Origin of the sequence: Pseudomonas sp. St316 (genome assembly GCF_018325905.1) — a bacterium.
Lineage (GTDB): Bacteria > Pseudomonadota > Gammaproteobacteria > Pseudomonadales > Pseudomonadaceae > Aquipseudomonas.
The window spans coordinates 2,104,045-2,120,528 of sequence record NZ_AP021901.1; the positions used below are offsets into that span (position 1 = coordinate 2,104,045).

Consider the following 16,484-nt stretch of genomic DNA (forward strand, 5'->3'; position numbering starts at 1 on the left):
TTGCCGTATTCGACAAATATAAAAAGAGGCACCTCACATGCAAGCGCACACCCTGAGCGCGCAGGCGTCGTTGGTGACGCCCAGCCGCAAGCGTTTTTTCATCATGGTCCTGCTGTTCATCACCGTGGTGATCAATTACCTGGACCGCAGCAACCTCTCGATCGCCGCCCCCGCATTGACCAGCGACCTGGGTATCGATCCGATCCACGTCGGGCTGATTTTCTCGGCGTTCGGCTGGACCTACGCGGCCATGCAGATCCCCGGTGGCTGGCTGGTGGACCGGGTGCCGCCGCGCATTCTGTATAGCGTGGCATTGCTGTTGTGGTCGGTGGCCACGGTAATGCTGGGTTTTGCCGCCAGTTTCATTGCGCTGTTCGTGTTGCGCATGGCGGTCGGTGCCCTGGAAGCGCCGGCTTATCCGATCAACAGCCGCGTGGTCACCACCTGGTTTCCCGAGCGCGAGCGGGCCACGGCCATCGGTTTCTACACCTCCGGGCAGTTTGTCGGGCTGGCTTTCCTGACCCCGGTATTGGCCTGGCTGCAACACGCCTTCGGTTGGCACATGGTGTTTGTCGCCACCGGCGCGGTGGGCATTCTCTGGGCGGCGATCTGGTACGCGGTGTATCGCGAGCCACGGGATTTCAAAGGCGCCAACGCCGCCGAAATCGAACTGATTCGTGAAGGCGGCGGGTTGGTGGATATCCAGGCCGATACCGCCAAGGTCAAGGCCAAATTCAGCTGGACCGACCTGGGGATTGTCCTGACCCAACGCAAGTTGTGGGGCATTTACCTGGGGCAGTTCTGCCTCAACTCCACGCTGTGGTTTTTCCTGACGTGGTTCCCGACCTACCTGGTGAAATATCGTGGCATGGACTTCATCAAGTCCGGCCTGCTGGCGTCGCTGCCGTTCCTCGCGGCGTTTGTGGGTGTGCTGTGCTCCGGATTCTTCTCCGACTGGCTGATTCGCCGCGGCGCCACCGTGGGGTTTGCGCGCAAGCTACCGATCATTGGCGGGTTGCTGATCTCTACCTCGATCATCGGCGCCAACTTCGTCGAGTCGACGCCGCTGGTGATCGCCTTCCTGGCCCTGGCGTTCTTCGGCAATGGCCTGGCGTCGATCACCTGGTCGCTGGTCTCCACGCTGGCGCCGGCGCGACTGCTCGGGTTGACCGGTGGCGTGTTCAACTTCATCGGTAACCTGGCGGCCATCGCCACGCCAATTGTCATTGGCTTCCTCGCCAGCGGCGATTCGTTTGCCCCGGCCATTACCTATATCTCGGTCCTGGCACTGGCTGGCGCGCTGTCCTACATCCTGCTGGTCGGGAAGGTCGAGCGCATCGAGTTGTAGTCCGACGGGGCGGGCGACCATAATGCCGCCCGTTCCCCGCTCACTGTTGAAGGCCGGCTATGCAGCAAGACGATCCAAAAATCACCAAGGACGCCGCGCCTACAGGCACGCAGACATTGCTGCGTGGCCTGGGCGTGGTCCAGGCGGTCGCCAGCGGCGCCCGTGACTTGAAGGAAATCGCCCGGCTGATCGGCACCACCCGCAGCACCACCCATCGCCTGGCCAGTTGCCTGGTGGATGAGCGTTACCTGCGCGTGGTGCCGCAAGTGGGTTACCTGCTGGGGCCGAAATTGATCGAGCTGGGCTTTCAGGCCCGGGAAGAGTTGCCACTGGTGAGCCTGGCGGGGCCGTATCTGGACGAGCTGTCGGCGCTCACTGGGGACACTGTTCACCTGGCGATTCGCGAGGGTGACGAAGTGTTGTACCTGCTGAAGAATCCGGGACGCAACGGGCCGGAAATGCGCTCGCGCGTAGGCCATCGCATGCCGTTGGCGCGCACCGGCATCGGCAAGGCACTGATGCTCGATGACTCGCAGGAACAATGGAAGCGGCTGTATGAAATCAGCCTGCCAGCCGGTGGGAAGAATCAATTCTGGCCCCAGCATCAGGAACAATCCTGGGAACAATTCCAGCAACGGATGGTGGAGTATGTGGCGGGGGCTATGCCTTCGACCTGGAAGACAACGAACCGTCGATTCGCTGTGTGGCGGCGCCGATTCGCGACGCTGGCAAGCGCATTGTCGCCGGTATCAGCATCGCCAGCACCGTGCCGTACATGCCGCTGGAAAAGATGGCCGAGCTGATTCCCCTGGTCAAAGGGGTCACAGCCCGGTTGTCGGCGGAGCTGGGCGCCAAGGTTTGACGAGCGTCAGGCCTTGAGTGTCGCCATGTCGATGACAAAGCGGTATTTCACATCCCCGGCGATCATGCGGCTGTAGGCCTCGTTGATCTGGCGGATGTCGAGCATTTCAATGTCGCAGCTGATGTTGTGTTCGGCGCAGAACTCCAGCACTTCCTGGGTTTCGGCAATGCCGCCGATCAACGAACCGGCCAGGACGCGACGGCCCATGATCAGGTTTGCCGCATGGACCGGCGGATCGATTGGCTCGACCAGGCCTACCAGGATATGCACGCCGTCGAAGCGCAGGGTGGAGAGATAGGGGTTGAGGTCGTGTTGCACCGGAATGGTGTCCAGCAGGAAGTGGAATCGTCCGGCTGCGGCGGCCATCTGTTCGGCGTCGGTGGATACGATCACATGGTCCGCACCCTGGCGACGGGCTTCTTCGGCCTTGCTGGCCGAGCGGGTGAACAACGTCACTTCGGCGCCCATGGCCTTGGCGAACTTGATGCCCATGTGGCCCAGGCCTCCCATGCCCAGCACGCCAACCTTGTCGCCAGCCTTCACGCCATAGTGCTTGAGGGGCGAGTAGGTGGTGATGCCAGCGCAGAGAAGCGGCGCGGCGCCGGCCGGGTCGAGTGCTGCCGGAATACGCAGCACAAAGTGCTCGCTGACCACGATGCTGTTGGAGTAACCACCCATGGTGTGGCCGCCGCTGATAGGGTCCGGGCTGGCGTAGGTCTGGGTCATGCCCTGGTAGCAGTATTGCTCCAGGTCGGCACGGCACGCTTCGCACTCGCGGCAGGAATCGACCATGCAGCCCACGCCGACCAGGTCGCCGACCTTGTAGCGGGTCACATTCGCACCGACGGCGGTGACTTTGCCGACAATCTCATGGCCGGGCATCAGCGGGTAAACGGCGATGCCCCACTCATTGCGGGCCTGGTGGATGTCGGAATGACAGACGCCGCAGTAGAGAATCTCGATTGCCACGTCGTCGGCTCGCGGGCTGCGACGCTCGAACTTCATGGGGGCGAGGGGAGTGGTGGCCGACTGGGCGGCATATCCGATGGCTGTGTACATGATGGACCTCGCTAAGCAATGAACGGTGAGGGTTTCATTCTGGGAGTCCTGGCAGCTGACGGCGATGGCGATTCCTCCGCCTGTCATGCCTAATCCTCCGGTCTTGGCCAGGATTTGATCCTATGTGACGCCAGACCTGCGATGATGGTTTCATCCCTTTTTTCGTGAAGTTTTCGCCCATGTTGTTGACCCGCCATCTCGATGCCAACGCTACGCTGGTTTCATTGATAGAACCCTTGGCGACCCGCGACGGTTTCGTCCCGACGCCATTGCCCGGGGTACATGCGCTTCGGGCCAGCCAGGACATCGGGCGTGGCCCGCAGCTCTACGAGCCTAGCCTTGTGATCATTGCCCAGGGCAGCAAGCTGGCGTACCTGGGACCTCGCACGCTGGAATATGGCGCCGGGCATTATCTGATCCAGGCATTGCCGGTGCCGTTCGAATGCGAAACCTACGCCATGCCCAATGCTCCACTGCTTGGCGTTTCCGTCGCGATCGATCGGGCGATGCTGGGGGAGTTGGTACTGGCCATGGGACTTGTGCCGGGGCGGAACCTGGCGCCGCAGACGCCGGAATCGATGACCTGCGCCGTACTCGATGACGCCATGCGTGGGTGTGTCGAGCGCTTGTTGCACTGCTTGCACGATCCACTGGAATGCCAGGTCATGGGCCAGGCGCGGTTGCGGGAGTTGTTGTTCGTTGCGCTGCGTGGGCCGCAGGCGGATGTGTTGCGGGCGCTGGTAGAACAGCAAGGGCAGTTTGCCCGGATCGCGGCCTCCCTGAGCCATCTGCACGCGCACTTCACCGAGCCGCTGAACGTCGAGACCTTGGCCAGTTGCGCAAACATGAGCGCTTCGACCTTCCACGAGCATTTCAAACGCAGCACCTTGCTGTCGCCCGTGCAGTACCTCAAGCGCTTGCGCTTGCTCAAGGCCCAGCGACTGCTGCTCACCGAGGGCATGGGCGTGGCCCAGGTCGCGCACCAGGTGGGGTATCAGAGCTCGTCGCAGTTCAGTCGGGAGTACAAGCGCTACTTCGAGCGCAACCCCGGGGAAGAGCGCGCCGCTTGATCCACTGATGTCACCCTGTGGGAGCGAGCTTGCTCGCGATAGCGGTGTGTCAGTCGACATCTGTGTTGAATGAACAATCGCTATCGCGAGCAAGCTCGCTCCCACATCGGGCTGCGGTGCTTCTTCGATGGCAGGCAACAAAAAGGCCCCCATTGCGGGAGCCTCGATGTTCAGCGAAACGGCTTACATGTTCGGGTAAGTCGGACCGCCAGCGCCTTCCGGCGATACCCAGGTGATGTTCTGCGAAGGGTCCTTGATGTCACAGGTCTTGCAGTGTACGCAGTTCTGGGCGTTGATCTGGAAGCGCTTCTCGCCATCTTCCTTGGTCACCACTTCGTACACGCCGGCCGGGCAGTAGCGTTGGGCCGGTTCGTCGTACAGCGGCAGGTTCTTGCTGATCGGGATGCTCGGGTCGGTCAGCTTCAGGTGGCAAGGCTGTTCTTCTTCATGGTTGGTACCGGAGATGAACACCGAGCTGAGTTTGTCGAAGCTGATCTTGCCGTCCGGTTTCGGGTAGTCGATCTTCTTGCAATCGGCCGCGAGCTTGAGGCAGGCGTAGTCGGGTTTGGTATCGTGCAGGGTGAACGGCATTTTGCCGCCGAGGATGTTCTGGTCGAACCAGTTGAAGCCGCCACCAATGATCGCGCCGTATTTGTGGATCGCCGGGCCGAAGTTGCGACTGGCGAACAGTTCTTCATATAGCCAGCTGTTCTTGAAGCTGTCGACGTAGGCGGTCAGTTCATCACCGCCTTCGGATTCGGCGAACAGGCGATCGGCTACGGCGTCGGCGGCAAGCATGCCGGACTTCATGGCGGTGTGGCTGCCCTTGATCTTGGCGAAGTTCAGGGTACCGAGGTCGCAACCGATCAGCGCGCCGCCCTTGAAGACCATTTTCGGCAGCGAATTCAGGCCACCCTTGCAGATGGCACGAGCACCGTAGCTGACGCGCTTGCCGCCTTCCAGGTACTGCTTGAGCACCGGGTGATGCTTGAGACGCTGGAACTCGTCGAATGGCGACAGGAAGGTGTTGCTGTAGGACAAGTCGACGATCAGGCCGACCACCACCTGATTATTTTCCAGGTGATAGAGGAAGGAGCCGCCGGTGTTCTCGGTGCCCATGATGTCCAGCGGCCAGCCGGCGGTATGCACCACCAGGCCCGGTTGATGCTTGGCTGGGTCGATTTCCCAGATTTCCTTGAGGCCGATGCCGTAGTGCTGGGCGTCGGCATCGCTGTCCAGGTTGAAGCGCTTGATCAATTGCTTGCCGATGTGGCCACGGCAGCCTTCGGCGAACAGTGTGTATTTGCCGCGCAATTCCATGCCGGGGGTGTAGAGGCCTTCTTTCGGATGACCTTCACGGTCGACGCCCAAATCGCCAGTGATGATCCCGCGCACCACGCCGTTCTCGTCGAACAGCGCTTCCTGGGCGGCGAAGCCTGGGTAGATTTCCACGCCCAGGTTCTCGGCCTGCTGGGCCAGCCAGCGGCACAGGTTGCCCAGGGAAATAATATAGTTGCCTTCGTTGTGCATGGTCTTGGGCACGAAGAAGTCAGGGATTTTGCTCGCGGCCTCGGCGTTTCTCAGGACATAAATGTCATCGCGCACCACGGGCGTGTTCAACGGGGCGCCGAGTTCTTTCCAGTCCGGGAACAGTTCGTTCAGGGCGCGGGGCTCGAACACCGCACCGGAGAGGATGTGCGCACCGACCTCGGAGCCTTTTTCGACCACGCAGACGCTGATTTCCTTACCGGCTTCGGCGGCCTTCTGTTTCAGTCGGCAAGCGGCAGACAGGCCAGCGGGGCCGGCGCCGACGATGACCACGTCGAATTCCATGTATTCGCGTTCCACAGGGCTATCTCCTACTCAAGGCTCACAGTTTTTTCTAATTGGAGGTTTGGCGTTGCATCCGTTGTTTCCTTCGCCAAAAGCGATGAAAGCGACAATGGATGAAACGCGTGTCTCTCTTAAGCGGCGCATTATATCTACACCACTCTCACGGTCCAATACAAACGTTTGTTTGAAATTGCCGCAGCCCAGATAAATCACTGACGTACGGCTTATGACTGACCATTTTGCCGTATTGACCGGAATAGGCGTTCCGGTCAAGATACGGGCGGTTTTGCGCTCGCCGTAGGCTGACTGTTGGTTTCAAGAGCACCTCTAAAGACAGGGCGAAGGCAGCACAAAGTGACGCATTGCGTGGTTCTGACGCGCAGTTTACACGCCGCGATAATGAATGACTCATCAGTCATCACTGACGAATGGTCTTCACTCCGTGAGCTGGGTCATGTGTGGTTCATGCCGGCGTTTTTAGAGGTGCCCTTGCGCCCATGAGCATCAACCGCCAGGTTCGCCTAGGCGACTTTTTTTCACCGGAGAGTAACGAGGAATCCATGAAGGTTCTTGTAGCTGTCAAACGTGTGGTCGACTATAACGTCAAGGTTCGCGTCAAAGCGGACAACTCCGGCGTCGACCTCGCCAACGTCAAGATGTCGATGAACCCCTTCTGCGAAATCGCCGTAGAAGAAGCCGTACGCCTTAAGGAAAAAGGCGTGGCGACTGAGATCGTCGTCGTCTCCATCGGCCCGACCACCGCCCAGGAACAACTGCGCACCGCGCTGGCACTGGGTGCCGATCGCGCCATCCTCGTCGAATCCGCCGAAGACCTGACCTCCCTGGCCGTGGCCAAGCTGCTCAAGGCCGTTGTCGACAAGGAACAGCCATCGCTGGTGATCCTCGGCAAGCAGGCCATCGACAGCGACAACAACCAGACCGGCCAGATGCTCGCGGCATTGAGCGGCTACGGTCAGGGCACCTTCGCGTCCAAGGTCGAAGTGTCCGGCGACAGCGTTGCCGTGACCCGCGAGATCGACGGCGGCGCGCAGACCGTTTCCCTGAAACTGCCAGCGATCGTCACCACCGACCTGCGTTTGAACGAGCCGCGCTATGCGTCGCTGCCAAACATCATGAAAGCCAAGAAGAAGCCGCTTGAAGTGCTGACGCCGGACGCTTTGGGCGTTTCCACCGCCTCCACCAACAAGACCCTCAAGGTCGAAGCGCCGGCTGCACGCAGCGCGGGCATCAAGGTCAAGTCGGTGGCTGAACTGGTCGAGAAACTGAAAAACGAAGCGAAGGTGATCTGATCATGACTATCCTCGTAATCGCCGAACACGATAACAAGGCGCTGGCTCCGGCCACGCTGAACACCGTTGCTGCCGCCGCTAAAATCGGTGGCGACGTTCACGTCCTGGTGGCTGGCCAGGGCGTCGGCGCCGTGGCTGAAGCCGCTGCGAAAATCGCTGGCGTGGCCAAAGTGCTGTCGGCTGACAACGCCGCCTACGCGCACCAACTGCCGGAAAACGTTGCGCCGCTGGTTGCCGAGCTCGGCAAGGGCTACAGCCACATCCTGGCTGCCGCCACCTCCAACGGCAAGAACATCCTGCCACGCGTGGCCGCTGCACTGGACGTCGACCAGATCTCCGAAATCATCTCGGTGGAAAGCGCTGACACCTTCAAGCGTCCGATCTACGCCGGCAACGCCATTGCCACTGTGCAATCGAACGCTGCGGTCAAGGTCATCACCGTCCGCGCCACCGGTTTCGACCCGGTTGCCGCCGAAGGTGGTTCGGCTGCCGTTGAAGCCGTAGGCGCTGCCCACGACGCCGGCATCTCCAGCTTCGTCAACGAAGAACTGGCCAAGTCCGATCGTCCTGAACTGACCGCTGCCAAGATCGTCGTTTCCGGTGGCCGAGGCATGCAGAACGGTGACAACTTCAAGCACCTGTACGCCTTGGCCGACAAGCTCGGCGCTGCCGTCGGTGCTTCGCGCGCCGCGGTCGACGCTGGTTTCGTGCCCAACGACATGCAGGTCGGCCAGACCGGCAAGATCGTTGCGCCACAGCTGTACATCGCCGTCGGTATCTCCGGCGCGATCCAGCACCTGGCCGGCATGAAAGACTCCAAGGTGATCGTCGCGATCAACAAGGACGAAGAAGCACCGATCTTCCAGGTGGCCGACTATGGCCTGGTCGCGGACTTGTTCGAAGCCATCCCTGAGCTGGAGAAGCTGGTCTAATCCGGCGTCTTCACTTATAAAGAGCCCGGCCCTTTGGCCGGGCTTTTTATTTTCTGCCTCAGAGGAGCGTATCGCCATGGATCTTCGCCGTTTGGCCGGCCTGTGGTTGCTGTGTGCATTGGCGAGCGTGCCCGGCCTGGTTGCCGCGGCCGGCAAGTGCGAGCGGCTTATCGCTACCGGCAGCCCGGACGCGCCGCCTTACCTCTGGCAGGATCCGCAGGATCCCAAACACCTGATTGGCGCCGGTGCCGACCTGTTGAAGCAAGTGGCGGCCGAGCTGGGGATCAAGGTCGAGCTGCTTTACGCTGGCAAGCGTGCCCAGGCGCTGGACGAAGTGCGCAGCGGACGCATGGACCTGCTGACTGATGCTCCCCTGACCAGTACCGGACTCGAGATGATGGATTATGTCCATCCGCCGTTGCTGGAGAATGACTATTTGATCTGGACTCGCAAGGACTCGACGCTGGTCATCAATCAGCCCGCAGACCTTCACGGTCATCCCGGGGCCTTGTCGGAAAAGTCCCGCATGACCCAGGGATTTGGCGTCTTTGCCGAGCAGAAATTGTCCCTGGTGCGCACGCCCAACCTGACCCAGGCCTTTCAGAAACTTCTTCTGGGCGAGGTGGAATATGTCCTGGCGGGGCGCTACTCGGGCCTGGCAATGGCGCAGACACTGGGGATGGCCAACGACCTGCAAGCCGCACCGCAACCGGTGGATAAACCCGGGCTGTTCCTGGCGATTTCCCATAACTCCGCCTGCAATGACCCATGGTTACGCGGACAGCTGGCGCAAAAGATGACAGAATTGGCCGCGTCCGGCCTGACGGAGGCTGTGTTGCAGCGCAATCTCGAGCGTTGGAGAACACAGTTGCAGCCACCTGTCAGTGCCCCAAAACAGTAGGGAACATTAGTGACTATTCGACCTCTTTTCGCTGCCCTGGCCGTTCTGGCTCTGGCGGGCTGCGCAGCCGATCCGGCGCCGAATGAACAGATCCGCCTGACCGAACAGGCACTGGAGCAAGCCCGGGCCGTTGGTGCCACTGCCGACGAAGTGCCTGAATTGAAACTGGCTGAAGAAAAGTTCGCCCGCGCCAAATCCAACATGGCCGACGAATCCTACAAAAAGGCGCGCATGCGGGCCGAACAGGCCGAACTGGACGCCCGCCTGGCCGAAGCGAAGGTGCTGACCCTCAAGAGCCAGGAGCAACTGAACGTGCTCGACACCCGCATCAAGCGCTTGCGCAAACAGTTGAGGGAGGATGCCCAATGAAGCACTCCCACGTATTGGGCGGCCTGGTCCTCGCCTGCCTGGCCAGCTTGTATGGCTGCGCCGGCCAGCGTAGCGAAGCGGCGCTCGAGCAGGCCAGCACCGACTTCCAGAAGGTCAAGGAAGACGCCAACGTATTGCGTGCCGCACCCCGGGACGTGATCCGCGCTGGTGAATCCCTGGCCCGTGCCGATCGTCTGTCCAGCTACTGGGGCAGCGGTGAGGATGTGCAGCATTACGCCTACCTGAGCCAGCGCTACAGTGCGATCGCCCGGGAGCACAGCAACCAGGTGCTCAACGAAGAACACGCCGCGAAGCTCGAACTGGAACGCCAGCGCCTGCAATTGGCCCTGCGTGAATCCAAGTTGCTGAGCGTGCAGCAGCAGGGCAAATGGCTCGAAGAGCAAATCATGGCGATGGCGACCACACAAACCGATCGCGGTCTGGTGATGACCCTGGGTGACGTGCTGTTCGACACCGGCGAAGCGGAACTGAAGAACTCGGCCAACCGGGTCGTGCTCAAGATCGTGCAGTTCCTGCAGCTCAACCCCAAACGCGTGGCCCGGATCGAGGGGTACACCGACAGCACCGGCGGCAAGCAGGAAAACCTCAAGCTGTCTCGCGACCGCGCGCAAGCGGTGGCGGATGTGCTGGTGGACCTGGGGATAGACGAAAAGCGCATCCAGGTCGAGGGCTACGGCGATCAATACCCGGTGGACGTCAATGCTTCCGAGCGTGGCCGGGCACAGAATCGTCGCGTTGAAATTGTGTTCTCCGACGAAAAAGGCCAGCTCGGCGCCGCCCGCTGAGGGTTGCGTCACTGGAAAGCCCGGCCCCTGTAAAAGGCGCCGGGTTTTTTTGGCCCTGCAATCGATGCACGATGGGTACAGTTAGGGCTGTCACTCCACTGTACTGTCGAGTAATCTGGCAACTGTCCCAGTACACTTCTAAACTGTTCCGGTATCGTTTCCGACAAGAATAAAATGCCCGTGAAATCGAGTGCTGCGTCATGACCAACCTTCTGCTCTATCAACGTATTGCTCAACAACTGGCTGAAGACATCCGGCGCGGTGTGTATCAGCCCGGTGAGCGCGTGCCGTCGGTGCGCAAGATGAGCTCGCAGCTCAACGTCAGCCATGCCACGGTGCTGCAGGCCTACGCCAACCTTGAAGACCAGGGGCTGATCCGCGCGCGGCCGCAGTCGGGCTACTACGTGCACCAGACGCCGGCCCTGACGGCGCCGACGCCGGACATCGCCCGGGTAGAGCGTCCGGGGCTGGTGACGCGCAGCAGCATCATCCAACAGGTATTGGTCGAGTCGCGCCGTGAAGGGGTGTTTCCCCTGGGGGCGGCGGTGCCAAGTGTCGACTATCTGCCTGTCCGGGCCTTGCATCAGCAATTGGCCAAGGTCACGCGCTTCCACAGCCCGCGGGCGTTCAGCTACATGTTCAGCCCGGGCTTCGAGCCGTTGCGCCGCCAAGTGGCGATTCGCATGCGCGATGCCGGCGTCGTGGTGGACCCCTCCGAGGTGGTGATCACCCACGGCTGCGTCGATGCGCTGCAGATGTCCTTGCGGGTGCTGACGCGGCCGGGGGACTTGATCGCCGCCGAGTCGCCGACCTATTACGGCTTGCTGCAACTGGCGGACCTGTTGGGTCTCAAGGTCATCGAGATCCCCAGCGACCCGGTCACCGGCATGAGCCTGGAGGCCTTGCAGCTGGCGGCCAACCAGTGGTCGATCAAGGCGCTGGTGCTGACCACGCGCCTGAGCAATCCTCTGGGCGGCACCATGCCGGAGGAGCGGCAAAAGCAACTGCTGCGCCTGGCGTCGGACTTCGACATCCAGATCGTCGAAGACGATATCTATGGCGAGTTGATGTTCGAGCAGGGGCGTACCAAGGCCCTCAAGGCCTACGACCGGTTGGATCGGGTCATCTACTGTTCGAGTTTTTCCAAGACGTTGTCGCCGGGGGTGCGCATCGGCTGGATGATCGCGGGGAAATTCCAGCAGGAAATCCAGCGGCTCCAGACCTTCAGCACTCATTCGGCGTGCAGCGTCACGCAGATGGGGATTGCCGCGTACCTGGAAAACGGCGGCTACGACCGGCACTTGCGCTATATCCGTCAGGAGTACCGCAAGAACCTCAGCGCCTTTCAGTTGGCGGTGCAGCAGTACTTCCCCGAAGGCACGCAGATGAGCCGTCCCACTGGGGGCTTCATCCTGTGGGTCAGCCTGCCGGGGCGGGTCAATACCCAGGAGTTGCATGTGCGGGCGTTGCAACAAGGCATCAGTATCGCGCCAGGGCTGATTTTCAGTAACACCGAGCAGTTCAACCACTGCATTCGCTTGAACTGCGGCACTCCCTGGAACCGTGAGGCGGAGCGGGCCTTGATGACGCTGGGGCTATTGGCCACTCAATTGTGCCAAGAGACGGCCAACGGATTTCTTTAGGCATCAGCGGCTTAGCTCGATGTGCTTGTCAGCGCCTCATTATCAGGCGAGCATGGGGGTCCTTGCCGTTACTGCCGTTGTTTCTATGAAAGCCATTGTTCCTGCTGCCTGGGTTTTGATCGGCCTGTTAAGCGCCTTCCACATGGGGGGCGTCGTCGCGGCAGCCCCAGCGCAGGAAAAACCGACCGCCAGCGCCACGAAGGATGCGCCGAAAAAAAACGCAGTGGCCAAGAAGCCTTCTGCCAAGAAGGCGGCACCCGCGAAGAAGAAACGCGCGCCCATCGCCTCCAAGAGCAAATCCGCCCACGAGGTCGCCAAGACCCCATTGCCGCCGGCCAAGCTGGATTTGAGCCTGCCTCAGGAGATGGTCGAGAAACTGCAACCACCGGGGAAGGTGGTGCAGTCCAAGCGTGAGCCGCTCTTGCCGTCGATGTTCGGCGAGAAACCCGGGCCGTTTCAGCTCAATGGCCGTTTGTTGAGCAATGAAATGCAGCTGCCACTGCGCAATCAGGAGCGCAATGAGGTGGAAGGCGCGGCGCTGGACTTCGAATTCAAGCAATAAACCTTCGGCAGGCCTGCAGTTCGTCGCTGACCATTCGGTCATCCCACCTTGGGCAAAAAAACACGCAGACGGTAATTTAAAACGAGTGTTTTAGCCGTTACTCTGTGTTCTGTTACTAACCATTACCTGTCGTGAGGATGTTGTCGTCGTGAAATGCCGTGAAGGCTGTGGCGCCTGTTGCATCGCCCCCTCCATCAGCTCACCTATCCCTGGCATGCCCCAAGGCAAACCGGCGGGAGAACGTTGCGCGCAATTGTCGGTCGATAACCTGTGCCGGATCTTCGGCCAGCCGGAGCGTCCGGCAGTGTGCTCGGCGTTCGAGGCCGATATCGAGGTTTGCGGCAGCAGCAGTGAAGAGGCCATCCGGCTGATCGGTTGGTGGGAACAAATCACGGCAGCGTAATGAGTCAATGAACGGATCCTAACTGAACGAACTTGGACAATAAGGAAAAGAACTATGGGTTCGCTGCATCGTATGGCTGTGTTGTGTGGGTTGACCGTATTGCTGGCAACGGCCACCGCTCAGGCAGAGGATTGGCAGGTTGCCAAGGAAAAGGACGGTATCAAGGTTTCCCTCAGTGAGGTGACGGGCTCCAAATACAAGGCCTACCGTGGCGTGACGGTGATGAAAACCACCATGGCCAAGCTGCGGGCCCTGCAGGAAGACGTTCCCGGCGCCTGCGCCTGGATTCATGAATGCAAGAGCCAGAAACTGCTCAAGCACGAAGGTAATCAGAGCTGGACCTACACCCGGTTCAACACGCCATGGCCGGTGACGGCTCGGGACTCGGTGCTGGAAGTCACCACCGAGGAGGGCGCCGATGGCAGCCTGACCCGCAAGCTCAAGGGCGTGCCGAAATACCTGCCTGAAGAGCAAGGGTTCGTGCGAGTGACCCAGGTTGACGGTTTCTGGAAGTTCACGCCAAAGGGCGCTGACCAGATCGAAGTGACCTACCAGGTCCACACCGAACCAGGGGGGGACGTACCGTCCTGGCTGGCGAACAAGTTCGTGGTGGATGCGCCGTTCAACACCTTGAAAGCCCTGAAGGAACGCGCCGAAAACTGATCGGCCACGGCTTCATACCTGGAGACCGCCCCTGAGGCGGTCTTTTCATGTGTGCCGTCCAGACGCCCGGGGGAACGATTGTCCGGCCCTCAATGTCGAGATAAAGGTAAGCCAGGCCCTGAATTGATCAAGGAGACACCGATGCAAAAGTGGGAAATCACTTTCGTGGATGATCATGGCGAAGCCATCGCCGAGCAGTTCGACTACGAGCAGGAGCCTACGATGGAGCAGGCTGCACAACTGATTCGCGAAAAATTGCTGCCCGTTTCCGCCCAACTGGACCTCAACGACCTGGAAGGTCGCACTGAAGATCCCACCGTCAAGAACCTCAAGTCCCAGCACAGTATCGAAATCATCAGCATTACACCGATTTCATGAAACGGTGGCTGGTCTCGCTTGGCAGTGGCCACCACTTGCGGCTACTCTGCAACTGAGATCAGCGAAAGGATCGCCAAGGTCCGGTCTTGTCAGCTACATGCTTGTGTCCCGACGGTCATTTGATGCCGTATCGCTTGCAGCCTTGAGGCTTCACGCACGGGAAGACGGAAAGTCTATCCATCGGTTCTAGGAGGACGTTTCATGAGCACAGCCTATCAAGAAGACATCAGCACCAGCGTATTGCGCCGCATGAAAGAAGGCGGTTTCGATTTTTCCCGATTCCATCCCATTGAGTTCTACGCCATTTTCCCGGACGAGGAGCGGGCGCGCAGGGCGGCAGGTCATTTTCGGGGAGAGTCGTTGAACGCGCAGATCAGTGCACGGGACGACGGGGCTTGGTCATTGGAACTGAGCCGGGTGATGTACGCCACTTACGATGACATTGGCGACTTCGAGCAAGACTTTGAGGCAGTCGTCGAACCCTTGGGTGGTGTGATCGAGGGCTGGGGTGTCAAGCAAGAGATCCGACGCCTGCAGGCCTGACAGTTACTCACCGCAACCACAGCAACGGCTGACCTTTGTGTCGGCCGTTTTCATGTCTGTGAGCTCACCGGGAATCCCGGTGGGAGCCGAGCTTGCTCGCGATGGCGGCTGCACTGCCACCCTTATTCCCCGCTGACACACCGCAATCACTTCCCCAGGTTTTGTACCTAACTGTATCCAGATCAAGCTGCGTCGTTTTTCCGTGACTATGCTCAGCAGAGCGACGCCCCTGCGTCGCAATGAAGCGGGGGGCAGCGGGGCGCGGGCATTTGCTGCACTACAAAAGTGCACGGCCTGTTGGAGGAGAATCCAACCCGTTGATCATAAAGCGTTTATGCCGATGGCACGGGGCTTGCGAAGCCTTGCTGCCAGGGTGACAAGGAGTACGGCATGATCCGCAGCGGTTTTGATGAAATGTACGATGCCAGCGGCCAGGTCCGCCCGCATTACCAGGCGTTTGCCCGCTGGCTGGCTGAAACGCCTGACGAGCTGCTGGCGCAACGCAGGCGCGAAGCCGACCTGTTGTTTCATCGTGCTGGCATTACGTTCACGCTCTACGGGGACGAGCAAGGGACCGAGCGCCTGATCCCTTTCGACACGATCCCGCGCAGCATTCCGGCCAGTGAATGGCGGGTGGTCGAACGCGGCTGCATCCAGCGGGTCAAGGCGCTGAACATGTTCCTGGCCGACCTCTACCATGAACAACGGATCATCCGGGCCGGGATCATCCCCGCCGAACAGGTGCTGGCCAACGAGCAGTACCAACTGGCGATGCAGGGGCTTGATCTGCACCGTGACATCTATGCCCACATTTGCGGTGTCGATCTGGTTCGCGACGGTGACGGCACGTACTACGTGCTCGAAGACAATCTTCGTACGCCCAGCGGCGTCAGCTACATACTCGAAGACCGCAAGATGATGATGCGCCTGTTCCCCGAACTGTTCGCCGCCCAGCGCATCGCCCCCATCGACCATTATCCGAACCTGCTGCTCGACACCCTGAAAAGCTCCAGCCCGCTGGACGATCCCAGTGTCGTGGTGCTCACGCCGGGGCGTTTCAACAGCGCGTTCTTCGAGCACGCGTTCCTGGCCCGGGAGATGGGCGTGGAGTTGGTGGAAGGCGCCGACCTGTTCGTGCGCGATGACAAGGTGTTCATGCGCACCACCGACGGCCCAAAAGCGGTGGATGTGATCTACCGTCGCCTCGACGACGCGTTCCTTGACCCACTGGCCTTCAATCCGGACTCGATGCTCGGGGTGCCGGGCCTGTTGTCCTCCTACCGTTCCGGCAACGTGGTGCTGGCCAATGCCATCGGCACGGGTGTGGCGGACGACAAGTCGGTGTACCCGTTCGTCACCGACATGATCCGTTTTTACCTGGACGAAGAGCCGATCCTGAAGAACGTCCCGACATGGCAATGTCGTAATCCTGCCGAGCTGTCCCACGTATTGGCGAATCTTCCCGACCTGGTGGTCAAGGAAACCCAGGGCTCCGGCGGTTATGGAATGCTGGTGGGGCCGGCCGCGACGACGGCGCAGATCGATGCCTTTCGCGAGCGGATCAAGGCCAAGCCGCACGCCTACATCGCTCAGCCGACGCTGTCGCTCTCGACCTGCCCGACCTTTGTCGAAAACGGTATCGCCCCGCGCCACATCGACCTGCGGCCGTTTGTGCTGTCGGGGCGCGAGACCCGCGTGGTGCCTGGCGGGCTGACGCGGGTGGCGCTGCGCGAAGGCTCCCTGGTGGTGAATTCATCCCAGGGCGGTGGGACCAAGGACACTTGGGTCGTTGAGGATTGAGG

At 60.6% G+C, this 16,484-nt stretch carries 16 protein-coding genes and 1 pseudogene; 15 read left to right on the plus strand and 2 right to left on the minus strand.

Translation table 11 applies throughout. The features are described 5' to 3' along the window. The first annotated feature begins 37 nt into the window (after positions 1-37). Positions 38-1,348: an MFS transporter gene (locus KI237_RS09550; protein WP_024616933.1), complete on the plus strand. Its 1,311-nt coding sequence runs from the start codon at positions 38-40 to the stop codon at positions 1,346-1,348. 59 nt (positions 1,349-1,407) lie between these two features. Beyond that, positions 1,408-2,210: pseudogene (locus KI237_RS09555) on the plus strand (IclR family transcriptional regulator). 6 nt (positions 2,211-2,216) lie between these two features. Here the strand turns inward: KI237_RS09555 and KI237_RS09560 are convergent. Beyond that, positions 2,217-3,269 carry an NAD(P)-dependent alcohol dehydrogenase gene (locus KI237_RS09560; RefSeq protein ID WP_212799607.1) on the minus strand — a complete coding sequence of 351 codons (1,053 nt, stop codon included), beginning with the start codon at positions 3,267-3,269 and terminating at the stop codon, positions 2,217-2,219. A 179-nt stretch (positions 3,270-3,448) separates the two neighbouring features. Between KI237_RS09560 and KI237_RS09565 the strand changes: the two genes are divergently transcribed. Further along, positions 3,449-4,339, plus strand: coding sequence for an AraC family transcriptional regulator (locus tag KI237_RS09565; protein WP_212799608.1), 891 nt, complete (start codon positions 3,449-3,451; stop codon positions 4,337-4,339). A 183-nt stretch (positions 4,340-4,522) separates the two neighbouring features. Here KI237_RS09565 and KI237_RS09570 read toward each other — a convergent pair whose 3' ends face one another. Continuing rightward, the gene (locus tag KI237_RS09570; protein ID WP_212799609.1) at positions 4,523-6,187 is read right to left on the minus strand and encodes an electron transfer flavoprotein-ubiquinone oxidoreductase; all 1,665 of its coding nucleotides are present in this window, start codon (positions 6,185-6,187) and stop codon (positions 4,523-4,525) included. Positions 6,188-6,732: 545 nt separating this feature from the next. Here KI237_RS09570 and KI237_RS09575 point away from each other — a divergent pair. The 12 genes from KI237_RS09575 to KI237_RS09630 all read left to right on the plus strand — a co-directional run bounded on the left by KI237_RS09575 (position 6,733) and on the right by KI237_RS09630 (position 16,482). Continuing rightward, a complete protein-coding gene (locus KI237_RS09575; RefSeq protein WP_014339477.1) occupies positions 6,733-7,482 on the plus strand; it encodes an electron transfer flavoprotein subunit beta/FixA family protein in 750 nt (249 codons plus the stop codon). A gap of 2 nt (positions 7,483-7,484) precedes the next feature. Continuing rightward, positions 7,485-8,414, plus strand: coding sequence for an electron transfer flavoprotein subunit alpha/FixB family protein (locus KI237_RS09580; RefSeq protein ID WP_212799610.1), 930 nt, complete (start codon positions 7,485-7,487; stop codon positions 8,412-8,414). A 76-nt stretch (positions 8,415-8,490) separates the two neighbouring features. Beyond that, a complete protein-coding gene (locus tag KI237_RS09585) occupies positions 8,491-9,315 on the plus strand; it encodes a substrate-binding periplasmic protein (protein ID WP_212799611.1) in 825 nt (274 codons plus the stop codon). A 9-nt stretch (positions 9,316-9,324) separates the two neighbouring features. Continuing rightward, positions 9,325-9,684 (plus strand): DUF4398 domain-containing protein, encoded by a 360-nt coding sequence (locus KI237_RS09590; protein ID WP_003204190.1) that lies wholly within the window; start codon positions 9,325-9,327, stop codon positions 9,682-9,684. Then, entirely contained in the window at positions 9,681-10,490 is an 810-nt protein-coding gene (locus KI237_RS09595) for an OmpA family protein (protein ID WP_212799612.1), read from the plus strand. Before KI237_RS09590 ends, KI237_RS09595 begins: the two co-directional genes overlap by 4 nt. 200 nt (positions 10,491-10,690) lie before the next feature. Beyond that, positions 10,691-12,133: an aminotransferase-like domain-containing protein gene (locus KI237_RS09600; RefSeq protein ID WP_014339472.1), complete on the plus strand. Its 1,443-nt coding sequence runs from the start codon at positions 10,691-10,693 to the stop codon at positions 12,131-12,133. 85 nt (positions 12,134-12,218) lie between these two features. After that, positions 12,219-12,695 (plus strand): translation initiation factor 2, encoded by a 477-nt coding sequence (locus tag KI237_RS09605; protein WP_212800578.1) that lies wholly within the window; start codon positions 12,219-12,221, stop codon positions 12,693-12,695. Positions 12,696-12,843: 148 nt separating this feature from the next. After that, on the plus strand, positions 12,844-13,098 hold the full coding sequence (locus tag KI237_RS09610) for a YkgJ family cysteine cluster protein (RefSeq protein ID WP_003204182.1): 255 nt from the start codon (positions 12,844-12,846) through the stop codon (positions 13,096-13,098). 54 nt (positions 13,099-13,152) lie between these two features. Then, positions 13,153-13,761, plus strand: coding sequence for an START domain-containing protein (locus KI237_RS09615; protein ID WP_212799613.1), 609 nt, complete (start codon positions 13,153-13,155; stop codon positions 13,759-13,761). Positions 13,762-13,902: 141 nt separating this feature from the next. Further along, complete coding sequence (locus tag KI237_RS09620) at positions 13,903-14,139, plus strand: hypothetical protein (protein ID WP_057452053.1); 237 nt, start codon at positions 13,903-13,905, stop codon at positions 14,137-14,139. 201 nt (positions 14,140-14,340) lie between these two features. Continuing rightward, positions 14,341-14,682, plus strand: coding sequence for a ribonuclease E inhibitor RraB (locus tag KI237_RS09625; RefSeq protein ID WP_003179463.1), 342 nt, complete (start codon positions 14,341-14,343; stop codon positions 14,680-14,682). A gap of 390 nt (positions 14,683-15,072) precedes the next feature. Further along, positions 15,073-16,482, plus strand: coding sequence for a circularly permuted type 2 ATP-grasp protein (locus KI237_RS09630; RefSeq protein WP_212799614.1), 1,410 nt, complete (start codon positions 15,073-15,075; stop codon positions 16,480-16,482). The last annotated feature ends 2 nt before the right edge of the window (positions 16,483-16,484 follow it).

Excerpts from the sequence above, each read along its gene's own strand:
- KI237_RS09580 (WP_212799610.1), top strand. The coding sequence starts at position 7,485 with ATGACTATCCTCGTAATCGCCGAACACGATAACAAGGCGCTGGCTCCG.
- KI237_RS09565 (WP_212799608.1), top strand. The coding sequence starts at position 3,449 with ATGTTGTTGACCCGCCATCTCGATGCCAACGCTACGCTGGTTTCATTG.
- KI237_RS09585 (WP_212799611.1), top strand. The coding sequence starts at position 8,491 with ATGGATCTTCGCCGTTTGGCCGGCCTGTGGTTGCTGTGTGCATTGGCG.
- KI237_RS09605 (WP_212800578.1), top strand. The coding sequence starts at position 12,219 with ATGAAAGCCATTGTTCCTGCTGCCTGGGTTTTGATCGGCCTGTTAAGC.
- KI237_RS09560 (WP_212799607.1), bottom strand. The coding sequence starts at position 3,269 with ATGTACACAGCCATCGGATATGCCGCCCAGTCGGCCACCACTCCCCTC.
- KI237_RS09615 (WP_212799613.1), top strand. The coding sequence starts at position 13,153 with ATGGGTTCGCTGCATCGTATGGCTGTGTTGTGTGGGTTGACCGTATTG.
- KI237_RS09595 (WP_212799612.1), top strand. The coding sequence starts at position 9,681 with ATGAAGCACTCCCACGTATTGGGCGGCCTGGTCCTCGCCTGCCTGGCC.
- KI237_RS09600 (WP_014339472.1), top strand. The coding sequence starts at position 10,691 with ATGACCAACCTTCTGCTCTATCAACGTATTGCTCAACAACTGGCTGAA.
- KI237_RS09575 (WP_014339477.1), top strand. The coding sequence starts at position 6,733 with ATGAAGGTTCTTGTAGCTGTCAAACGTGTGGTCGACTATAACGTCAAG.
- KI237_RS09620 (WP_057452053.1), top strand. The coding sequence starts at position 13,903 with ATGCAAAAGTGGGAAATCACTTTCGTGGATGATCATGGCGAAGCCATC.
- KI237_RS09630 (WP_212799614.1), top strand. The coding sequence starts at position 15,073 with ATGATCCGCAGCGGTTTTGATGAAATGTACGATGCCAGCGGCCAGGTC.
- KI237_RS09625 (WP_003179463.1), top strand. The coding sequence starts at position 14,341 with ATGAGCACAGCCTATCAAGAAGACATCAGCACCAGCGTATTGCGCCGC.
- KI237_RS09550 (WP_024616933.1), top strand. The coding sequence starts at position 38 with ATGCAAGCGCACACCCTGAGCGCGCAGGCGTCGTTGGTGACGCCCAGC.